Origin of the sequence: Sulfitobacter sp., from assembly GCF_036961165.1 — a bacterium.
In the GTDB taxonomy this organism is placed as follows: Bacteria; Pseudomonadota; Alphaproteobacteria; order Rhodobacterales; family Rhodobacteraceae; genus Sulfitobacter.
In genome coordinates this window covers 1-21,501 of record NZ_JBALVJ010000040.1, presented here as the reverse complement: position 1 = coordinate 21,501, position 21,501 = coordinate 1, and the positions used below count along the sequence as shown (strand labels likewise).

The 21,501-nt window shown below is 55.7% G+C and carries 15 protein-coding genes; 2 read left to right on the top strand and 13 right to left on the bottom strand.

The genetic code is table 11. The features are described from left to right. The 13 genes from V7730_RS15350 to V7730_RS15290 form a co-directional block, all read right to left on the bottom strand. Entirely contained in the window at window positions 1-1,557 is a 1,557-nt protein-coding gene (locus V7730_RS15350; protein ID WP_335748475.1) for a monovalent cation/H+ antiporter subunit D, read from the bottom strand. Continuing rightward, window positions 1,554-1,895, bottom strand: coding sequence for a Na+/H+ antiporter subunit C (locus V7730_RS15345; protein WP_335748474.1), 342 nt, complete (start codon window positions 1,893-1,895; stop codon window positions 1,554-1,556). The genes V7730_RS15350 and V7730_RS15345 overlap by 4 nt, the downstream gene beginning before the upstream one ends. A gap of 1 nt (window position 1,896) precedes the next feature. After that, window positions 1,897-4,764 (bottom strand): monovalent cation/H+ antiporter subunit A, encoded by a 2,868-nt coding sequence (locus V7730_RS15340; RefSeq protein ID WP_335748473.1) that lies wholly within the window; start codon window positions 4,762-4,764, stop codon window positions 1,897-1,899. Window positions 4,765-4,925: 161 nt separating this feature from the next. Then, window positions 4,926-5,672: an SDR family oxidoreductase gene (locus V7730_RS15335; RefSeq protein WP_335748472.1), complete on the bottom strand. Its 747-nt coding sequence runs from the start codon at window positions 5,670-5,672 to the stop codon at window positions 4,926-4,928. Between the two features lie 35 nt (window positions 5,673-5,707). Beyond that, window positions 5,708-7,162: an aldehyde dehydrogenase family protein gene (locus V7730_RS15330; RefSeq protein ID WP_335748471.1), complete on the bottom strand. Its 1,455-nt coding sequence runs from the start codon at window positions 7,160-7,162 to the stop codon at window positions 5,708-5,710. A gap of 104 nt (window positions 7,163-7,266) precedes the next feature. Beyond that, window positions 7,267-7,938, bottom strand: a complete 672-nt coding sequence (locus V7730_RS15325) for a Crp/Fnr family transcriptional regulator (RefSeq protein ID WP_335748470.1) — start codon at window positions 7,936-7,938, stop codon at window positions 7,267-7,269. A gap of 105 nt (window positions 7,939-8,043) precedes the next feature. Beyond that, on the bottom strand, window positions 8,044-9,759 hold the full coding sequence (locus V7730_RS15320) for a SulP family inorganic anion transporter (protein ID WP_335748469.1): 1,716 nt from the start codon (window positions 9,757-9,759) through the stop codon (window positions 8,044-8,046). Between the two features lie 87 nt (window positions 9,760-9,846). Next, entirely contained in the window at window positions 9,847-11,457 is a 1,611-nt protein-coding gene (locus V7730_RS15315; protein ID WP_335748468.1) for a beta-lactamase hydrolase domain-containing protein, read from the bottom strand. Between the two features lie 20 nt (window positions 11,458-11,477). Continuing rightward, entirely contained in the window at window positions 11,478-12,362 is an 885-nt protein-coding gene (locus V7730_RS15310) for an MBL fold metallo-hydrolase (protein WP_335748467.1), read from the bottom strand. Window positions 12,363-12,384: 22 nt separating this feature from the next. Next, the gene (locus tag V7730_RS15305) at window positions 12,385-12,819 is read right to left on the bottom strand and encodes a DUF6691 family protein (protein ID WP_335748466.1); all 435 of its coding nucleotides are present in this window, start codon (window positions 12,817-12,819) and stop codon (window positions 12,385-12,387) included. Further along, window positions 12,820-13,254 carry a YeeE/YedE family protein gene (locus V7730_RS15300; RefSeq protein ID WP_335748465.1) on the bottom strand — a complete coding sequence of 145 codons (435 nt, stop codon included), beginning with the start codon at window positions 13,252-13,254 and terminating at the stop codon, window positions 12,820-12,822. It lies immediately after the preceding gene. Window positions 13,255-13,258: 4 nt separating this feature from the next. Beyond that, window positions 13,259-13,471: a YgaP family membrane protein gene (locus tag V7730_RS15295; RefSeq protein WP_335748464.1), complete on the bottom strand. Its 213-nt coding sequence runs from the start codon at window positions 13,469-13,471 to the stop codon at window positions 13,259-13,261. A gap of 484 nt (window positions 13,472-13,955) precedes the next feature. Then, entirely contained in the window at window positions 13,956-17,750 is a 3,795-nt protein-coding gene (locus V7730_RS15290; protein WP_335748463.1) for a PEP/pyruvate-binding domain-containing protein, read from the bottom strand. A 489-nt stretch (window positions 17,751-18,239) separates the two neighbouring features. Between V7730_RS15290 and V7730_RS15285 the strand changes: the two genes are divergently transcribed. Both V7730_RS15285 and V7730_RS15280 read left to right on the top strand, forming a co-directional pair. After that, the gene (locus tag V7730_RS15285; RefSeq protein ID WP_443070231.1) at window positions 18,240-19,133 is read left to right on the top strand and encodes a PhnD/SsuA/transferrin family substrate-binding protein; all 894 of its coding nucleotides are present in this window, start codon (window positions 18,240-18,242) and stop codon (window positions 19,131-19,133) included. Window positions 19,134-19,154: 21 nt separating this feature from the next. After that, on the top strand, window positions 19,155-21,422 hold the full coding sequence (locus V7730_RS15280; protein WP_335748462.1) for a response regulator: 2,268 nt from the start codon (window positions 19,155-19,157) through the stop codon (window positions 21,420-21,422). Window positions 21,423-21,501 lie beyond the last annotated feature (79 nt).

Sequence of the window (21,501 nt, the reverse complement as noted above, 5' to 3'; positions counted from 1 at the left end):
TCAGTGATCCCCTTCTTTTACATCAGCTTTTGCGTCGCTCAACTTGCCCGGCGTATCGAGCACTGTCCGCATGTACGTGTCCGGATTGAACAACTGCGCCGACGTTACAGTCGTATAGTCATACATCCGCCCCGCAAAAACGGTATGGGCGAGGAGCAGCGCAAGGAGACCGCCGACGGCGACAAAAGACAATCCCGTGGGCGACGTGCGGCCCAGCTCGGGGACCGGAGCAGCGTCCGATTGAGCCTTCCAGAAAAGGACAGATCCCGCCCGCGCAAACCCGACGATGCTGATCAGGCTTGATACAAGTACCACAGCCCATATCCACACAGCCGCATCGGCGTCAAACGACGCGTTCAGCACCATCAGCTTGCCCACAAATCCTGACAGCGGCGGCAGGCCAACCATCGCAATCGCGGCGACCATGAACATGCCAGAAACCAGCGCAGCCCCAGCGACAGGCGCACCGGTGACCAGCTCAAGTTGGCCACGGCTTTGACGTACCAGATCGACGATCAGGAACAGTGCTGCTGCCGCCAACGTCGAGTGGACCATGTAATAAAGCGCCGAGGCAATACTTTCTTGCGTGAACAGCGCCACCGCTACCATGACCATCCCCATTGAGCTGATAACCGCAAAGGCGACCAGACGGTCCAGTTTTTTCGCAGCCAGCACGCCAATCGCGCCTACTGCCAGCGACAGCAATGCCACGGGCAGCAGCCATGTACCATGCAAGCCCGCTGTCACCTCCAGATCAACCGGAAAGATCAGCGTGTAAACGCGGATGATCGCATAAGCGCCCACCTTTGTCATGATCGCGAACAGAGCTGCGACGGGGCCCGGTGCCTCCGCATAGGAGCTTGGCAACCAGAAGTGCAGCGGCACGATTGCAGCCTTGATCGCAAACACGAGGATCAGCAGCACAGCCGCCACGCGGATGCCCACAGTGCCATCGGGCCCGATCATCTGCACACGTTGGGCCAGATCAGCCATGTTAAGCGTGCCAGTTTCGGCATAAAGCGCGCCAAGTGCAAAGAGGAACAAAGTCGATCCGAGCAAATTGAACAGCACATATTGCACACCAGCACGCAGGCGGGTGTTCCCGCCCGAGTGGATCATCAGACCGTAAGAAGCAATCAACAGCACCTCGAAAAAGACGAAGAGGTTGAACAGGTCACCGGTCAGAAAGGCACCCGCAATCCCCATCAGCTGGAACTGGAACAGCACATGGAAATGCTGCCCGCGTTCGTCCCATTTTGAACCAATAGCGTAGAGCAGCACAAAAAGTGCTAGCACAGACATAAGCAGGACCATCATGGTGCTCAGGCGATCCCCCACCAGCACGATGCCGAAAGGCGCGGCCCAATCGCCGAGCTGGTACAGCATCACGGTTCCGTCCGACGCCTCAATCGCAAGGCCAAGAGCGATGGCGATCAGCGCCAGTACTCCGGCAACCGAGAACACCCGCTGGATGCCCATATGATAGCGCGCAGCAAGGATGATGAAAGGAGCCAGAAGTGCAGGCAGAACGATCGGCATGATCAACCAATGGGTCATACTTCGTCCTCCCCGCGGCCCGGCGCGTCATCCACGTGGTCGTCATCCGTGCCCAGGTAAGCGCCCAGCGCAATCATCACCACCACGGCCGTCATACCAAAGGAAATCACGATCGCCGTCAGCACGAGTGCCTGAGGTAGCGGATCGGTGTAGGTGGTCGCATCTGTCAGGATCGGAGGCGCACCAATCGTCAAGCGGCCCGAGGCAAACAGAAACACGTTCACCGCGTAAGTCAGCAAGGACACGCCAAGGATGACCGGAAAAGTCCGCTGGCGCATCACCATATAAAGACCGCCGGCTGTCAGGATGCCGATGGCAGATGCTACAAGAATTTCCATGCTATACCCCCTGCCCCTTTAGCACTTCGTTCTCGTTTCGCGACGGGTTGATGTCCATGGCGTAATCACTGTCCTTTACGTGAGCGCGGCGCGCCAGACGGCTAAAGCCATCAAGTGACAACATCACAGCACCGACCACGGCAAGGAACACGCCCAAGTCAAACAACGCGGCTGTGGCCAGTTCGAACTTCTCGAAGGGCGGGATACGGACATAGGCGAAGTCCGAGGTCAGGAAGGGCTTGCCGACAAACCACGACCCGATACCCGTGAGACCTGCGATCAACACGCCAGCGCCAATGACGCCGTGATGCGGATAACGCTGGCGCGCGGTGGCCCAACTGTAACCACTGGCCATGTACTGCATCACCAAACCAATGGACGCGATCAGACCCGCGATAAACCCACCGCCCGGCTCGTTGTGGCCGCGCAGGAAGATGTAGAAAGCGACCATCATGACCACAGGCATCAGAACCCGCGTCAGCACCACCATCATCATCGGGTGCATATCTCCAGCCAGCAACTTGTCCGGCGTACGGTTAAGCAGGCGTGCACGCACGGGGCCGCCCAGCAACGCTTCGGTCAGTGCGTAGATCAGCACGGCGGCAATACCCAGTACGATAATTTCGCCGAAGGTATCAAAGCCACGGAAGTCTACGAGGATCACATTGACCACGTTCGTGCCTCCGCCGCCCTTGTAGCTGTTGGCAAGGTGGAATTCTGAAATCGGCGAGGTGACGGCATCGCGCAGCAGGTAATGATAGCTCAGTGCCATGGCCGCAGCACCCGCACCAACCGCCACGGCGGCATCGCGCGTGCGGCGCAGAACCGAGCTTTCTACCGGTGTCTCATTCGGCAAGAAGTTTAGCGCGAGCAGCATGAGGATTGTCGTTACCACTTCGACGGTGATCTGGGTCATCGCCAGATCTGGTGCGGAGAAGAACACAAATCCGATCGAAACCATCAGCCCGACAACACCGATCAAGATGAGCGACAGCAGACGGTTGCGGTGCATCAGCACCATGCCAGCCACGGCGGCCACCAACATAACCCAGCCGGCAATCTCGATCGCGCCGGGGACTTGCACGCTTCGCGTGGGCGCACTGACGGTGCCAGTAGACCAAGCATAGTAACCGGCGACAACCACCGTCACCGCCATTACGGCGCTATAACGAGAGAAGGCGCCGTTATGCAACGGCAACGTCAACACCTTGGCAAAGCGCACGATACCTTCGACAAGACCATCAAAAATTGTCTTGGCTTCGGGGCGCGGTGCAGCGTCCCAGAGCTTCAGCAGCGGATTGAACAACGCCAGCACGATCAGGCCACCCACAACCGCCGCGATTGACATGTAGAGGGCCGGCACCAACCCGTGCCAGATCTTGAAATAGGCCTTTGGCACTTCGGCAGCGTTGCCCAACACAGCAGAGGTCACGCCTTTGACCGCTGGCTCCGCCAGAAACGGTGCCACACCAATCACGACAACCAGGACAACAAGAAACGCAGGCGGCAGCCACAAACCCGCTGGTGGATCATGCGGCTTGGCCGGATAATCGTCCCGCTTGGCACCAAGGAAAGTGTGCCCGATCAGACGGAAGCAATAGGCGGCTGAGAACAAGGAGCCGACAACAGCCAGCGTCGGCACGATCCAGTGATTGCCGCCCAACACCGTGTGGTAGGCTTCTTCCAGCATCATCTCCTTGCTCAGGAAACCGTTGAGCAGCGGGATACCCGCCATCGACAGAGCCGCAAGTGTTGCGATTGTGAAAGTGATCGGCATCAGGTGACGCAGACCGCCCAGACGGCGAATGTCGCGGGTGTGCGTCTCGTGGTCCACAATACCAGCGGACATGAACAGCGCCGCCTTAAAGGTCGCGTGGTTGAGGATGTGGAACACTGCCGCCATCGCACCGAAGGCCGTACCGGTCCCCAGCAGCATCGTGATCAGGCCAAGGTGGCTCACCGTTGAAAACGCAAGCAACGCCTTGAGGTCGTGCTTAAAGAGCGCAATTACCGCGCCGAGCACCATGGTGATCAGCCCCGCGCCCGTCACCAGCCAGAACCATTCGGGCGTACCGGACAATACTGGCCACATGCGCGCCATCAGGAATATCCCCGCCTTCACCATAGTGGCCGAGTGTAGATAGGCCGAGACAGGCGTGGGCGCGGCCATGGCGTGCGGCAGCCAGAAGTGGAAGGGGAACTGCGCGGATTTGGTGAAACAGCCCAGCAAGATCAGGATCAGCGCAGGCAGGTAGAGCGGGCTTTGCTGGATCAATTCACGGTTCTGCAAAATGACGCTCAGGTCATAGCTGCCGGCAATCTGACCAAGGATCATCATGCCACCGATCATGGCAAGCCCACCCATCCCAGTTACGGTCAGCGCCATACGCGCGCCTTGCCGTCCTTCTGGCAGATGCTTCCAATAGCCGATCAGCAAGAAAGACGAGAGCGACGTCAGTTCCCAGAACACCAACAAAAGCAGGATGTTGTCGGACAAGACGATCCCCACCATCGCGCCCTGAAACAGCAGCAGATAGGTGAAGAATTCGCCCATGTTATCCTCACGTGCGAGGTAGAAGCGCGCGTAGGTGATGATCAGCAACCCGATCCCAAGGATCAGCGTGGCAAAGAAAAAGCCCAGCGCATCCAGCATTAGGGTAAAGTTCAGACCGAGACTGGGGACCCAGTCCATCCGGAACATCACCACATCGCCCGCCATGACCGCAGGCAAGTTCGTCATCAACCCGATGAAGGCAGCCAGAGAGACGGTGAATGTCACCCCTGCACAGGCCGCACGGCCGGCTTGGTTCATTAATCCGGGCAGCAAAGCACCCAGAAACGGTAAGGCAAGAATCAAAAGAAGGGACACGCACGCTCCATACTGTTGGGGCCCGGAGATGTATCCCTCTTGGGCTTGTCGTCTCACCGCATGTCGGAATCGATACGATGAATTCGGAATAGTCTAGCGGTTACTTAGGGCAGGTGCGAACCGATACCAATAACCGCAGGGCAATTTGTTTAGGTTTTTTATCAGATACAGCGGCCGCCATCTACTTCCATGCACACTCCGGTGATCATGCTCGCTTCGTCCGAGCACAAAAAGCAGGCGGCGTTACCCATGTCCTGGGGCGTGGAAAAGCGGCCCAAGGGAATGGTTGAAAGAAACTTTGCGCGCATTTCGGGCGTGTCTTCACCCATGAAGGATTTAAGCAGCGGCGTCTCACCCGCCACGGGGTTAAGCGCGTTGACACGCACGCCGCTTGGCGCGAGTTCAACCGCCATACCTTTGGTGGCGTTGTTCATCCATCCTTTGGAGGCGTTGTACCAGCTAAGGTTGGGGCGCGGAGAAACGCCCGCAGTGGAGGCGACGTTCAGGATATTGCCCTGCCCGCGCGTTTTCATCAGTGGCACGATGTGCTGTGCAGTCAGGTAAACAGACTTGCAGTTAACCGCAAAGACGCGGTCAAAGTCTTCTTCGCTGACCTGCTCCATCGGGCTGGGCAAATGGGTAACACCGGCGTTATTCACCAGAATGTCGATATGGCCCCACGCCTCCATTGCTTGTGCTGCCATCGCTGCGACACTTGCTCCGTCAGCCACGTTGGCAGTGGCAACAATGGCATGCGCGCCCATCTCTTGGCGCAGATCTTCGGCCATGGCGGTGTTGAGATCGGCAATTATCACTTGCGCCCCCTGGGCCACAAATTTCCGCACGATCCCTGCGCCAAAGCCCGACGCGCCGCCTGTTACAATCGCTGTTTTCCCCTGCAAGCGCATGGCTTGTTCCTCCCTGATGTATCTTAATGAAGCGTCTAGCCGTGGTAGGCGGCGACTGTTTTGAGCGTGGTGAAGCCATAAAGCGCCTCGAACCCTTTTTCGCGGCCGTGGCCTGATAGGCCCGACCCGCCAAAGGGCAGTTCCACCCCGCCCCCCGCGCCGTAGTTGTTCAAGAACACTTGCCCCGAACGCAGCTTGCGAGCGAGCCGCATCTGCCGCGCCCCGTCGCGCGACCAGACAGAAGCTACCAAACCGTAGTCGGTGCCATTCGCAATGGCGAGCGCCTCGGCTTCGTCCTCAAACGGGATTACTACCTGCACTGGGCCAAAGATTTCGTCCTGCGCCAGCGTGTGATCACGCGGCACAGCCTCGAACAGGGTCGGCGCGACATATGCGCCACCAGTCGGCGCATCATCAACGATCTCTCCTTGGGCGATCATGCTTAGATCAGCACCTTTCGCAATGAACCCCTCAACGATTTCCTTTTGCCGCGCAGAGACAAGCGGCCCCACGGCCAGATCTGCCATCGCAGGGCCTGCACGCAGGCCGGCGTAGCGTTCTGCCATCTTGCTGACGACTTCGCCGTAGATGCCGCGTTGCACCAATATTCTTGAGGAGGCCGAGCAGGTCTGCCCCGCGTTTTGAATGCCAGCGTTCACCAGAAACGGCAGTGCCGCTTCGACGTCGGCGTCGTCAAAAACCAGTTGCGGCGATTTGCCGCCCAGCTCCAGCGTCACGGGCACCACATTTTGTGCAGCAGACTGCTGGATCAGACGGCCAGTGCCGACCGATCCGGTGAACGAGATGTGGTTGACGCCTTTGTGCGTTGTCAGCGCCGCCCCGGCTTCTGCCCCCAACCCCGGCACAACGTTGAGTGCACCATCAGGTAATCCTGCGCGGCGCGCGAGTTCACCAAAGGCGAGCGCGGTCAGGCAGGCTTCTTCTGCCGGTTTGAGCACCGCAGCGTTGCCAGCCGCCAGCGCCGCCCCGACCGAACGGCCAATGATCTGCATCGGGTAGTTCCACGGAATGATGTGCCCCGTCACGCCATGCGGTTCGCGTAACGTGTAAACGGTGTAGCCATCAAGATAAGGAATGGTTTGGCCATGCAGCTTGTCCACCGCACCGGCGTAAAACTCCATGTATCGCGCCAGCGCCACAACATCCGCGCGCGCTTGGGTGAGCGGCTTGCCCACGTCCAGCGCCTCCATCTCGGCCAGCGCGTCGATGTTTTCAAGTACGAGAGTCCCGATCTTATGCAGTACGCGGCCCCGCTCTACCGCCGTGGCACGCCCCCAAGGCCCTTCAAAGGCAGCCCGTGCGGCAGCGACAGCCCGGTCAATATCGTCAGCGCCGCCACGCGCGATCTCGCACAATGTGCTGCCGTCTGACGGATTGATGAGCGGAAGGCGTTCACCGCTGTCACAAGGGCTCCATTTACCCGCGATCAGGCAGTGGGCAGGATCAACATCGAGTGCGCGTAACGGCATGGGAACAGTCCTTTTTCAGAGGTGCACGTTCAGCTTCGCAACACAGGCGACCATTGGCAAGCCGTGCAAATGATTATCCTGCTCGCGCCGCGTCGTAGGACGGATCAACTGTTGTGATGGGCCAGTCGCTGTAGCTGCGCACGGTCAAGCAATTTCACGCTACCGCGCGACTGCTCAACCCAGCCGCGCCGCTGAAATTCCTGCAACTGACGCGAGACAACTTCGCGCGCGGTCCCCAGCTCGACCGAGAGCATCTGGTGGGTTGTTTTTATGACATCCTGATCATGTGAAAGCTTGATCAGCTTGTCGGCAAGGCGCACGTCAAGGCGCTGGAATGCGACTTCATCGATCATCAGGAACAGATCGGTGATCCGCTTGGAAAAGGCAGCAAAGACGAAATCGCGAAACGGCTTGGACTGACCCACAAGCTCATCAAACAGCGCGCGGGGGATGGCGGCGGCGCGCACATCAGTTTCTGCGATCCCTTCGGCGGAATAATCCTCGAACGCTAGCAAGCAGGCAGTTGTCAGCACACAGCTTTCGCCAGCATGAATGCGGTAAAGAACAATCTCGTGACCTGTGTCGGATACCTGCTGCACCCGCACTGTGCCATCCAACAAAAACAGCATGTTCTCGGGCGAATGGCCCGGGCCGAATATGGTTGTTCCAACTGGCACCTCGACAATGGCACTTTGGGACAGCAGCATCTGCTTGATTTCGGGCGCGAGCCGCGAAAGTCCTGGAAAGCGTTCAACCCATTCGAGTGTCTCGGTCATCATGGCGTCCTTGTCATCACGGCCCGTCGCGCGACTAGGGCGGGTCCGGAAGACTAACTATAGACGCATGGGCCGGATCATCCAACACCGCAAGACCGATCGGTGTCAGACGGGATTGAACGCCCGCCACGCGTCATATTGAGAGAGGAAAACACGGCCGTTCAGATCATCCAGAAAATGCGAGCGGTCTAGCCGATCCATCACTGGACCTTTGACCTCGGACAGGTGCAGGCCGATCCCCATATCGCGCAGGCGGCTGTTGATCGCCTCAAGGCTTTCCAGCGCCGAGTAGTCCACATCATTGATCGCAGGAAACATTAGAACCACGTTTTTGATCAATGTGCCGTTGGTCACGCGCTTCTGAATATAATCCTCAAGAAAGCGGGCGTTCGCGAAATAGAGACTTTCATCCACCCGCAGGTTCAACAAGGTGTCGTTCGTCTCGACGCTATGGCGGTGGATATTCCGGAAATGCTGCGTACCCGGAACTAGGCCCACTTCGGCCACATGGGGGCGCGATGTTTTGTACAAGTGCAGCAGCACCGACACCAGCACACCTGTCGCCACACCGACTTCCACCCCCATTCCAAGGGTTAGCAGGATTGTCACAGCCACTGCGGCGAAGTCTTTCTTCGAATAGTTCCACGTCTTCTTCAGGATCGAGAAATCAACAAGGCTCAGAACAGCGACGATGATCGTGGCAGCCAGCGTGGCGTTGGGCAGGAAGTACACCAGTGGCGTCAGCCCCACAGCAGCAATGGACAGACCCACGGCCGTATAAGCGCCCGCCGCCGGCGTTTCGGCCCCGGCATCATAGTTCACGACCGAGCGTGAAAAGCCCCCCGTCACCGGATAGCCACCCGTAAACGCAGCGCCGATATTGGCAGCACCCAAGCCGATCAATTCTTGGTCCGGATCGATACGCTGACGCTTCTTGGCCGCCAGTGTTTGCGCGACAGAGACAGATTCAACAAAGCCAATCACAGAGATCAGGATCGCAGGCACCAGCAAAGCGCCCAGAATATCGGGGGAAAAGCTTGGTAATGTGAGCGGAGGGAGACCTTGCGGCACATCGCCGACGATTTTCACGCCAGCGCCATTCAGTCCGAACAGCCAGACCGACAGCGTGGTCACCACGACAGCGGCGACCGGTCCTGCCTTGGTCGCGATATCAGCGATCAGCGGCGACGCGCCCATGCTTTTGAGAAGCGGCTTCAGCCCTTTGCGCACCCAGAAAAGAAAGGCCGTTGCCAGCACGCCGATGACAACGGTGATAAAATTGATCTCGCCCAGATGCTCGAAAATAGAGGCCACCATTTCTGGCAGCGTGTGGCCCGACGCACTGACCCCCATGATATGCTTGAGCTGGCTGGTGGCGATCAAGATACCCGACGCAGTGATAAACCCTGCGATCACCGGATGGCTCAGAAAGTTAGCCAGAAACCCAAGGCGCAGCACGCCCAGAAGCACCAAGAAACCTCCCGATAGAAAGGCGAGCGTCAGCGCGGCAACGGCGTAGCCTGCGGTGCCTTGCTCTGCCACCTGCCCCACGGCTGAAGCCGTGAGCAAGGACACCACCGCGACCGGCCCCACCGCCAACGCCCGGCTGGTCCCGAAAATCGCGTAGAGAACGATTGGCACAATAGAGGCATAGATCCCCGCCTCGGGCGGCAATCCCGCCAGCAGCGCGTAGGCCAGCGATTGCGGGATAAGCATGATAGTCACGATCAGTGCCGCAATCATGTCATTCGAAAAAGTGGAGCGGTTATATGTCCGGCCCCAGTCAAAAACCGGAACGTAACGGCTTAGCTGCTCAATCATTATTTCTCTCGAAAGTCAGGCGGACAATGCTTGATGTGCCGTCCGCCGATGTGGGGCACGGCCCGCGAACGGGCCGCGCGATTTGGTTTATTCTGCCGCTACTTTGATCTTTTTCGGCTTCGCCATCCATTCTTTGCCTTTCAACATGGCCTGCCAATAGATCGCCGGTAGCATTTTTTCTTTTAAGAACCACGCGGCGCGTGAGGGTTTAGTCCCGTCGATCAGGAAGGACGGGAAGCTGGGCAGCAACACGCCGCCATAGCCAAATTCCGCAAGCACGATCTTGCCGCGCTCTACCGTCAACGGGCATGAGCCGTAGCCATCATATTGCGACACAGCAGACTTGCCCGCGATGTCAGCCACGAGGTTGTCGGCAACTGTGGGTGCTTGCTTGCGTGCGGCGGCGGCGGTTTTGGCGTTGGGCGCGTTCATGACATCACCAAGCGACCAGACATTCTCGTGCGTCTTGTGGCGCAGCGTTGCCTGATCCACATCAACCCAACCCACCGCATCCGCCAGCGGTGACACACGGATAAAATCAGGGGCAACTTGGGGCGGACAGACGTGCATCATGTCGAATTCGACCTCAACCCGTGTTGGTGTGATGTCTGGCTTGGATGTCTCGAAGACGGCTATTTTGGCCGAACCATCAACCGAGACAAGGTTATGAAAGAAGTTCAGCGTGGCATCGTATTTCTCGATGTATTTCTCCAGCGCTAGTACATAGTCTTTCACCCCGAACAGCACGCCGCCCGCGTTCATGAACTGGATATCGATGTCTTTCAGCACGCCACGGCGGAACCATGCGTCCCCCGAGAGGTACATGGCCTTTTGCGGCGCACCTGCACATTTGATCGGCATCGGGGGCTGTGTGAACAGGGCGCGTCCCTCGCGCATTTCCTGCACCAGTTGCCATGTGTAGGGTGCCAGATCATAGCGGTAGTTGGACGTCACGCCATTGCGACCCAGCGTCTCTTCGAGACCCTCGATCTGGTCCCAAGCAAGCTTGATCCCCGGACAAACAACAAGGCGGTCGTATTTCACGACGCGACATCCATCCAGGATAACCGCGTTGTTGGCAGGCTCGAACGCGGCTACCGCCGCCATGATCCATTTGACACCTTGCGGGATCAACGATGCCATCGTTTTGGCAGTGTCTTGCGCCTCGAATATGCCGGCGCCGACCATGGTCCAACCGGGCTGGTAGTAATGCACATCAGCCGGGTCGATAATTGCGATGGAAAGGTCCGGCTTGCGCGCCTTGATGCTGGCCGCGACAGAAATACCCCCCGCCCCGCCACCAACGATGACCACGTCAAACTTGGCATCACCCGTATCTGTGGGTGTCTTGCCACCGTTGGCAATACGCCGTGCGACACCGTTCAAGTCATAGCCTGCGGCTTTGGTAGCGCCCAAAATCTCGGCGATTGGCATGCTTTGCGCCTTCGCCAATGACCACATCGTGGCAGAACGTGTCCCGCTGCGACAATAGGCAAAAACAGGGCCAGGCAATTTCTGGAGGGCCGTGGCAAACTCGGCAGCGCTCCGAATTTCTTCGAAGCTGGGCTGGTCTGCGCCCTCGCCGTCAGGCCGGTTGCATATGATCGAGCGGAAACCCTCAGCTTTGAGAGTTTCCACGTCGGACGCTGATATCTGCGGGCTGACTGTCAGCTCCGGCGAGATGCGCTTGAGTTCCATGTTCTACTCCCCAGTTTGACTTACAGCGCGTTGACCGGAACCTTGAGCATTGGATTGCCGTCTTTGTCCCGAGGGATTTCACCAGCGCGCATGTTGACCTGCAGCGACGGGATGATGAGTCTGGGCATATCGAGCTGTGCATCCCGCTCGGTGCGGAATTTGACAAACTCTTCTTTCGACTTGCCACCACCAACGTGGATGTTGTGCGCTTTCTCTTCGCCAACAGTGGTTTCCCACTGAATGTCGCGACCGTTGGGACCGTAGTCATGGCACATGAACAGACGCATATCGCCGGGCAAAGACAACACCTTTTGGATACTGTCATACAAAACGCCCGCATCGCCGCCCGGGAAATCGGCACGCGCCGATCCACCGTCGGGCATAAACAGCGTGTCACCGGTAAAGGCGGCGTCCCCGACGACATGCACCATACAGGCAGGCGTGTGGCCCGGCGTATAGATTGCGACGGCCTCCATGTTGCCAATTTTGTAGGTATCGCCATCCTCAAACAGCGCATCGAACTGGCTGCCATCGCGCTGGAACTCGGTTCCTTCGTTGAAGACTTTGCCGAAGGTTTCCTGAACGACCATAATCTTGGCGCCTACGCCGATCTTGCCGCCCAGTTTTTGCTGAATGTAAGGCGCGGCAGACAGGTGGTCGGCGTGGACGTGGGTCTCGATGATCCACTCAAGCGTCAGGCCGCGCGACTGGATCGTCTCGATCAGAGTGTCGGCGTGCGCATAGGTGATGCGCCCGGCGGCATAATCGATGTCCATCACGCTATCGACAATCGCACAGGAGTCCGAGGATGGGTCGTTTACGATATAGCTGATGGTGTTGGTTGCTTCGTCAAAATAACCGGTGACTTCGGGTTTGACGTCCATGTTTATGGGATAATCGGTCATGGTGTTCGCTCCGTTCAAAGGGTTAGGCAGTTTGGCCCTTGCGAGCCCCTAGGGTTTGCAAAAACTTGGCAAGGAATATGCCAACCAGCAGCGCCAGCGTGAAGGCGAAGACTTCCCAACGGCCGGTGCCCAGTGCAGGCAATGCACCACCCGGACAAAAACCCGCGATGCCCCAGCCAATGCCAAAGATGGCAGACCCGCCGACAAGCTTCAGGTCGATCTTGTTGTTGGTCGGAAGCTGAAAGCTGCCTTCAATGATGGGCGCGCTAAGGCCAAACACCAGTTTGTAACCGATCAACGTGGTGATAAACGCGCCGCCCATTACGAAGACCAGCGAGGGGTCCCAACTTCCTGCAACGTCGAAGAAATTTAGAACCTTGGCCGGGTTGGCCATGCCGGAAATCGCGATGCCGACGCCAAAGACGAGGCCGATCAGATATGCTGTTATGATACGCATTTATGCTGCTCCAAATACGTGGCGCACGATATAAACGGTCACCAAAGTTACGATCATGAAGGTCATGGTTGCTACGAACGAGCGCGGCGAAAGCCGTGCCATGCCACATACGCCGTGACCCGACGTGCAGCCGGATCCAAGCGTGACACCCACACCAACGATCAAACCACCAACAAGCAGCATTCCAGTAGAGACAGGAACCTGCACCACCGGCATCTGACCTGTCAGAAAGAAGATCAAAACCGGGCCGCTAACCATGCCCGCCAGAACGGCTGCGCGCCATGAAAAGTCCTGTTTGGATGAGGGCGAAATCACGCCGGCAAGGATGCCAGTTGCACCCATGATACGGCCTAGAAATAGCATTAGAAGAGTCGCTGAAACGCCAATTAGAACGCCGCCGCCCAGAGAGGCCCAAGGGGTAAATACTGTTTCCATGATTTTACATCCGGCACGTTTTGATGCCGAAGATCGAATAGATCGGGCACATACGGATGGCAGCGGTGACGATCATCACAACGCCGATCAAAGCGGCCGCGTATTTCACAAATCCGCCGTCAAACAGCGGCAGGCTGCTTACAAAGGCAAGTAGCAGCAGCGCCACGCCAAGAGCGGCGCGCAGAAGGCGGTCGATTGTTCCAACATTTACAGTCATGGGGATTCCTCCAGAATCATATTTTCATTTATGAATATACCCTAGCGGCGCGAAGTTCGGTGATATTGTCACTTAACCACAAGGTTTCCGGATTATGGCGCACTAATTTTGGAGTTCATGACTGCAATCGTGCCGCCATACAGTGAGAGTTTGGCCTGCCCTGCTATTCCAAGCCATACACTCTCATTAGCTTGGCAGCCCGTGCCTGCGAACGCGCGAAGTCTTGCTAGCCAGCAATGAGAAAGCGATTACCTTCCCGCTTCACCAGCTGGGCTTGGATAGCCGAGTTCGCATGTAATTAGCACTCCGCGATGGTTAAGCTTTGCGGAATGTTCACACCCTAGCATGCGGCAGGAATTTTTCGAAACGCGCCAAAGGTCTGAGGGTCCAATCAACCCACCTTCAGATCGCCCTTTGGGAAAGGGAGAATCTGAAGGGCAAATAGATTTGTCTCGAAGGGTCATCAGCACTTTGGGCCCGAACATCAGGCGATCTTGCGTGCTATCGCCGTACTTGCATTTGTAACGACGATAGATCCATCCGTGCCTGCGGCCACCGTCATTCCAATCTGTAATCCATCCAATCCGGTACACTTTACGTGCATTAGAATGTCCTTCTCACGCGCCACAATCGCCATATGACTAAGCGAGCCGCCGACCTCGCTTAGCACGCCGCCAGATCGCTGGACAAAAGGCAACCAAACCGGGCTGACCATTCGACAGACAATTATGTCACCATCTTCAAAACCGGAAAACGCAATCTGGCTCATGGGATTATCATCCTGAACAACAAACACCCGACCAGACACGTTTTGACTACCAGAGACGCAGACACCACCAAGAGCGGACCCAGTCATTGACCCGCGCACAGAAACGGATGCGGACAAACGCTCGCAGTCGCGCAATGTTAACGACACAGGTTTGAGCGGGCGCTTTGAAAGATGATCAGCACGCTCCTTTTTGCCTTGGGCGATCGATTTCAGCGCCTCAAGGTCTGTCTCCGAAGCGCTCAGAAGTTCGCTCAGATCAAGATGAAAAACGAGATCGTAAAGGCCTGTTTTCTCACCCAAAGCCAAAATAGCCCGACGCATTTCGGCAACGAGTTTGAGCGCCTCATGCTTTGCTTGTTCTTTTAGGTCTTGGAACGCGATGGCCAGATCAACTGGATTCTGCGGTTCTGCTGAGGAAGTGTGTACTACTTTTTCCGAGACTGGACCTGCCCCCTCCAACAAAGGCCAGAGTAGATCAGGCGCTTCGCAATATCGAGGAGTGCTTAACTCATAATCAAAGATCGCGCGGTGCCCCATTAACGTCAACAGCGTACTTTTCCGGGCGTCGCCTTCCAGCCCCGCACAAGCCTCAATGAGGCTGGCTGGTGTGTGATGGAGCACAGGATGCATCAGGTGGGAATATGCGTCTGCGTTACCCTTCGCAAAGACCTCGGCCTCATTCATGGTGAAGCCCGCGAGAATGTTAATCTTTTCGGCTTCTACATAAATCTCTCGAACAAATTTTTCCTCCAGCTTCTCGATGCAGCTGATAATGATTTCCGGTGGCATTGCGCTGAAATCCATTACCCGCCAAACCGCCAGTTCCCGTTCTAGTGCTGGAATGGTTTGCTCGCGAAACTCCGTGATCACAGAGACCGCATTTTTGCGCAACTGGCGCGCTTTGGCTTTACCAAGGCGCAGCGCCATTTTTTGCTTCAACGCGCTATCGACAAAAGTGCGGCCAAAAAGATTTACCAGATGCCCCGGCCGTCCTTCTGGCAGGTTATAGCTCACCCCAAGTTGCCGGCAGGCGATATCAACGCTACCCCCTGGCGCCCAAAGCCTGCCCATAAGCGAAAACGACAGCGGGGTCGGGAGCGGCAGGACCTCTGACATTTCGTCTTGCTCAATAATCACTGCGTCTGGATTGGTGTCTTTGTACGTCTGCAGCACACGTTCCCATTCCTCCACCCACGCCATCTCGGCAGGATTGCCAGATTTCAGTGTCGTGATGTCGCGGCTTTGTACGATCTGGAATGCACCATCGGCATAGGCCCATTCGATATCTTGTGGACACCCGAATATTGCTTCGATCCGTTGCCCAAGCGCCAGCAATGGTGCCAAATCGATAGGAGGCGTGTCATCGCTGAACGCAGTGCCAGTATGACGCCCAAACTGCAGAGTTTGCGGCGTAACCCTGCCTGAGACCAGATCGTCTCCGCAGCCCAGAACCAACTCCACCACCATCAAGCCCGGTGCAGTCGGGTCTTGGGTGAACAAGACGCCAGCATATTCGGAACGCACCATTTGCTGAACTAAAATATTCCCGTCGTGGCTGATCTCACCTGCACAATCATAGCTCTGTGCGCGAACCGATGAGAAAGAGGCGATGACATCATCAAGCGCGTCGCGCATCCCTTCACGCTGAACGTCCAAGACACTGTCGAATACGCCGGCAAAGCTTTGATCGGCGCCATCTTCGGCTGCGGCAGAGCTGCGTACCGCGCAAGGTTTCTGGCCCACTATATGCCAGATCACCGATGCAAAATCGTCCTTAAGTTCATCTGAAAAGCGGCCATAAGCTTTGATTCCCTCAGACCTGATGACAAGGCCATCGGGCACAGGCAGACCGGCGTTTTTCAGCATGGACAGCCTGTAAGATTTGTTACCGCTTTCCCGCAACGCCACCGTCTGCTTCAGGGGAAAGATACCAGTGGGATACTTACGTGACTTCAGGCGCTGCCAGCCACCTTTCGCGGCACGTCCGAGGTCCCCCAACAGGCCTGTGACATAGGCCCGCTGGACCAGCAAAAGCGTGAGGCTGATGCAGAGGTAGATGTTTCCAGCCGCGCTTAGCTGGAAAACTAGGCCGAACATCAAAGGCGCGCCGATTGCCCACCACAAGACTGCCTGCCGTCTGGATTTGGCCACCGCCCAGTGCAGATATGTGCCCGCGAGAAAGGCGAAAAGCAATGGCAGGACGAAGGTACCATCAGGTTGCCCCATGGACGGGACCCAAAGGAACGGGGCGCTGATCTCGGTTCCGGCCTTTTCGGTCGCGCTTAGCCCGAGCATCATCACAGGCAGGAACAGCAGGGCAGCAAGGTTGCGCATGGGGGTCATCCCCTTATCCGCATAAAACTGCTGAATTGCGCGTGCCTTTCTGGTCGGATCGTCCTTCAAGGTCTCTTTCAGAGTCTTTAGTTCTTCGCCATGTTTCGCCGTGATCATCTGATCCCGCTCCGACTTCAAAGCGATCGGCAGGACAAGCAGCCGCGACAAAAGTGAGAGCGCCAACATCGCAAGCACGAAGTGCGAGCGTTCACCCAGCCAAACTAACACGTCGGCCAATTTAGCTACAGCAGTCTGCCAAAGCGTAATCTGCTGTTCGGCCTGCCACTGCTGGACATGGAGCTTGGGAGCGGGAGGTACAAAATATTCCCAGGGTGTCGTATAGCGGCCCCGAAAATCTATGCCGACTTCGTGCATTTCAAGCGCCAAAACCTGTGACATAAAACAGCTGCGGCGGTCATAGCAGGCCGCCACCGTGGGCTTATCCTGCAACAGCGCGATACGCTTGTTCAACTCATCCGTCGGCAGAGCCCGAATGGGGATATTAATTGCCCCCGGCAGATGACCGGTTGAGAAATCGCCGGGATAACGCGTGTCGACGATTTGGAGATCACCTCCCTCCATCAGGCCCGTGAACTCGGCAGTGCCCAGCAGTGTTTCTTTGTTCGGGAATTGAGGAATTGCCCTTAAATCTGACAGAGACTGCACGTCTTCATCACTAAATTTACGCCCCTCGACGATCCACTTTTCGATGCCACCGGCAATGAAACGACAGTCAATACCACGGGCGGCCAGTTCCCCACAGATTTCGCTACTGCGATTGCCGTTGTGACAGAACAGAACAACCCGTTTGCCCTCCAAAGGCATATTGGACTGCATGAAATCGGGAAACCGGACGTGTTGCGCACCAGGTAAGGTTCCCATGCGATGCTCACCGGTTTCTCTGACATCAAAGAAGAGACTCGATGCGCCAGCTCCCGATCCGCTCAATAAATCTTGAGCTTCTTGCGTCGTTACGGCCAGCGGACTTTCCGATTGCTTGCCAAAGCTGGCCTCTTTCAGATCAGGGTCCTGAATGGCGGTTCCGTCAAATTGCGCCGGCCTGACAAGCGTGGCCTGCAGCCGCGCCAGCTCGCTGGCCTGCTGCGTGCGGTATTGCCAGATATTTGTTATTCCAAGCACCGCGGCGATCAACACTAGAACAGTGATCAGGCGCATCGGAAACCGAGCTTTTCGGCGTCCTGCTGGAGGGTTGTAGCCAAATCGCTTTGCGATTAGCGCGCCGGCCCCCGTTATCGTCGCGAACAATACCGCGAATACTTGTGATAAGGACGAAACAGACCCAATGACAAGCTCAGGGGACGGTATGGCGAACGCACAACTCGGCGTGACTAATAGTAGAATAGGAAGCGTGAGTTTTCCGATTAGAGGCCGAACGCCTCCAGCAGACGGATTCTTAATTTTATGTTGCGCCATGTCCCGCCTCGTCCAGTAAGTTCAAATACAATCTGACGATTAGAGACAAATTTTCTTTACAAATAATTTACATTGGAAAATGAGTTAACGACCCCCTCTCTCCTCAAGCGAAACAACCATGCGAAGTTAGTATCGCTCATTAACGAGTTGTTCTCTTTGATCTGCCACCAATGGCCTGTCGTTACCGGCGATGCTTTCACAAGCTCGTTCGAGAATTTTTGAGAGGACACTATGGATAGAATTCTGGCAGAACTGCTCAGATGCATTGCAGTACTTAGCGGGCAAGCGTCCCGATGGGCCTGTGCGATCGCAGCGGTATGCGCTGCTACAATGGCCACGTCGGCAACCGCGGAGATCAACCTGACCTTCGGCACCTACGCCGCGGATAAACCGACTTACACGGTCAAGATGTACCGTCCTTTCCTGCAGTATCTGGCTATGGAAATGACTGAACTGCTCGGTGAGCAGGTTAACATCAAGATGCGGATTACGAAGGAATATGAAAAAAGCATAGACCAACTTGCGAACGGAGATGTTGATTTTTCGCGCTTTGGACCAGCCTCCTACATTACTGTTTTTAAACGCAACCCCAAGATTCAGATCATCGCGATAGAATCCAACAACGGGAGCAAGCGGTTCAAGGGGACCATTGCTGTCCATACCGACAGCCCGATTCAGTCATTGTCAGAACTTAGAAACAAGAGCTTTGCCTTTGGCGATCAATTGTCCACGATCGGGAGATATCTAGCGCAAAGCCATCTTCTGGAAGCAGGTATAAGCAGCAAAGAACTGAGCGGTTACGACTATCTTGGCCGACACGATCGGGTTGGCGCGGCTGTCGGCGCTGGCAGATTCACAGCCGGTGCTTTGAAGGAAAGCACCTTGTTGAAATTAGCGCGTGCCGGCGTCCCGATCAGAGCACTGTTCGAGTTTGAAAACGTCACAAAGCCCTGGCTGGCTGCTGCTGGAATGAATCCAGAGGTACTTGCGGCGATGAGAACGGTAATGCTGGAGATAAAGGACGCTGAACTGTTGGGCGACATCGCCGAAGACGGGTTTTTGGAAGGATCGGACGCTGACTACGACATCATCCGTAAAGCCATGAAGCACAGCAGCGCGTTCTGAACCAGTTGGTAGGATGAGCAGATGAAAAAAATGGGAATATATACCCAAATTGCCGTCTCTATGACCTGTGCCGCCGCTATTGTTGGTTTCCTTATTGGAGGCTACGAGCGCAGAGCGGAAATCAATCGCATGAATGACGACCTTCTGGCGCAAGCGGATGTGACAGTATCCCTCATCAGCGGTTTGATGGTAGAACCGATCATTGTTCAGGACACTCCGGTTCTGGAATCCGCCATGCAAGAAGCTCTATCGAGCAATAGCAAATTGCTCTCTCTTTCCATCAAAAGCAATTTCGGGGACGTCATTGCCCAAGCAGCACGTGAGGGGGCTGACAGCGTTCCTGCATTTCGCCATTTCAAACGTGACATTATCGTGGAGGGAGAGCCTTTCGGGATTATGGAGGTGAATTGGTCCACCGCTGAAGGGCAGGCATTAATCGATACAAAAGTTGGTCGCACCCGCTACATCATATTGATTGCGATATTCACACTATCCGCTATTTTTCTTTTGCAAATCCATTTTTTGACCATGCGGCCCCTTCGAAACATTCACGATCGGATGTCTGCGGTTATCGCGGGCCAAGCCCACGAACGAAAGCCGATCGCATCATTTGCGTCCCATGAGTTCAAAGCGCTCGACAGCTCGGTCTACATTCTTCAGAAAACATTTCAAGAGCGCGATGAACGCGAGCACGCTCTTGAAGTTGAACGCGAAAATTCTGACAAAGCAAACAAGGCAAAGTCTGACTTTCTCGCGAACATGAGCCACGAAATCCGCACGCCGATGAATGGAGTCATAGGGATGACCGAGCTGATGCTCGAGACCGATCTCGATGATGATCAAAGAATGTACGCGGAAACCATATCGTCGTCGGGCTCGGCATTGTTGGCTATTATTAACGACATTCTGAATTTCTCAAAAATCGAGGCCGGCAAGACGGAACTGGAAGTTGCGCCTTTTGATCTACAGGCTACAATAGATGACGTGGTGACGTTGCTTTCGGCAAAAAGCAGGGAAAGCCCTGTTGAAGTTATCTTGCGCTATGATCCTGATCTGCCAACCGTATTTGAGGGGGACGTAGGCAGATTAAGACAAGTACTTACAAACATTGTCGGGAACGCAGTCAAATTTACCCTTGAAGGGTACGTTTATGTGGATGTGACTGGCAAAAGGTCTGCGGACCACTACGCTCTACACATCGAAGTAACGGACACAGGAATCGGCATCCCGAATGACCGCATCGATCAGATATTCAATGCGTTTGAACAGGTCGACAGCTCCCGCAACAGGCAGTTCGAAGGCACTGGTCTAGGCTTGGCTATCTCCGCAAGATTGCTGGCTCTCATGGGCGGCCGCATAACAGTTACTTCGGAAGGCGAAGGCGGATCAACTTTCGGGATCGAGCTACCCCTACCGACTGCATCAGAGATGCTTCCTAAGCTCCATAACAATCGACCAGCTCTGCAGGGTTTGCGTGTACTTGTTGTCGATGACTTGGAACTGAATCGCAAAATTTTATCCGAACGCCTTGCCAGCTGGGATATGATTTCCGTAATGGCCTCATCTGGTGCCGAAGCGTTAGAGATTCTTGAACGGTCGGAAGATGGCTTTGACCTAGTAATACAAGATTTCCAGATGCCAGAAATGAATGGTGAAGAGCTTGCAAGACGCATCCGAGAAATGGATGCTTTCAAAAACACGCCTCTAATTGTGTTGTCATCGATTGATCAAGCGATGAGCATGACAATCAAGTCAAAGTATAGCCCCTGCGAGCTCCTTCTTAAGCCCGTACGATCCAAAAGCCTTCGAGAAACTATTACCCGGTCACTGCAAATACCACAAAACATGGAGACCAATTCGAAGCTGCCCGTATACCAAACCGATCAAGCGTTGCATTGCAAGATCCTTGTGGCCGAAGACAACAAAACCAATCGATTCATTATCAAAAAGATGATGGCAACATCTGCTGTTTCATTAACATTTGCTAAGAACGGCCGTGAAGCTTTGGAGAAATTCACTGAAGTCAGACCTGACGTGATATTCATGGACGTATCGATGCCGGAAATGGACGGGATAGAAGCCACCCATGCCATACGCAAGTTTGAGACAGAAATGACCTTACTACACTGTCCAATCGTGGCTTTAACAGCAAATGCATTGCAGGAGGATGAGCAACGCTGCTTGGAAGCTGGCATGGACGGCTTTCTAACCAAGCCGATCACGAAGAAGGCCTTACTAACAGCAATTCAGGAGTGGACAACACAAACTGCGCACTCCTCCGTCGCCTAAGGCGCCAACGAGTTTATATTCGCCTAGAGGTGGTCCCAGTAATTCGACCAGTTTGCAGCCAACTTAAGGTGTACCAAGG

Bases quoted from the DNA above. Each gene is read 5' to 3' on its own strand.
- V7730_RS15315 (WP_335748468.1), bottom strand. From the start codon at position 11,457: ATGGAACTCAAGCGCATCTCGCCGGAGCTGACAGTCAGCCCGCAGATA.
- V7730_RS15310 (WP_335748467.1), bottom strand. From the start codon at position 12,362: ATGACCGATTATCCCATAAACATGGACGTCAAACCCGAAGTCACCGGT.
- V7730_RS15290 (WP_335748463.1), bottom strand. From the start codon at position 17,750: ATGCGCCTGATCACTGTTCTAGTGTTGATCGCCGCGGTGCTTGGAATA.
- V7730_RS15280 (WP_335748462.1), top strand. From the start codon at position 19,155: ATGAAAAAAATGGGAATATATACCCAAATTGCCGTCTCTATGACCTGT.
- V7730_RS15330 (WP_335748471.1), bottom strand. From the start codon at position 7,162: ATGCCGTTACGCGCACTCGATGTTGATCCTGCCCACTGCCTGATCGCG.
- V7730_RS15300 (WP_335748465.1), bottom strand. From the start codon at position 13,254: ATGGAAACAGTATTTACCCCTTGGGCCTCTCTGGGCGGCGGCGTTCTA.
- V7730_RS15350 (WP_335748475.1), bottom strand. From the start codon at position 1,557: ATGACCCATTGGTTGATCATGCCGATCGTTCTGCCTGCACTTCTGGCT.
- V7730_RS15295 (WP_335748464.1), bottom strand. From the start codon at position 13,471: ATGACTGTAAATGTTGGAACAATCGACCGCCTTCTGCGCGCCGCTCTT.
- V7730_RS15285 (WP_443070231.1), top strand. From the start codon at position 18,240: ATGGATAGAATTCTGGCAGAACTGCTCAGATGCATTGCAGTACTTAGC.
- V7730_RS15335 (WP_335748472.1), bottom strand. From the start codon at position 5,672: ATGCGCTTGCAGGGGAAAACAGCGATTGTAACAGGCGGCGCGTCGGGC.
- V7730_RS15320 (WP_335748469.1), bottom strand. From the start codon at position 9,759: ATGATTGAGCAGCTAAGCCGTTACGTTCCGGTTTTTGACTGGGGCCGG.
- V7730_RS15345 (WP_335748474.1), bottom strand. From the start codon at position 1,895: ATGGAAATTCTTGTAGCATCTGCCATCGGCATCCTGACAGCCGGCGGT.
- V7730_RS15305 (WP_335748466.1), bottom strand. From the start codon at position 12,819: ATGCGTATCATAACAGCATATCTGATCGGCCTCGTCTTTGGCGTCGGC.
- V7730_RS15325 (WP_335748470.1), bottom strand. From the start codon at position 7,938: ATGACCGAGACACTCGAATGGGTTGAACGCTTTCCAGGACTTTCGCGG.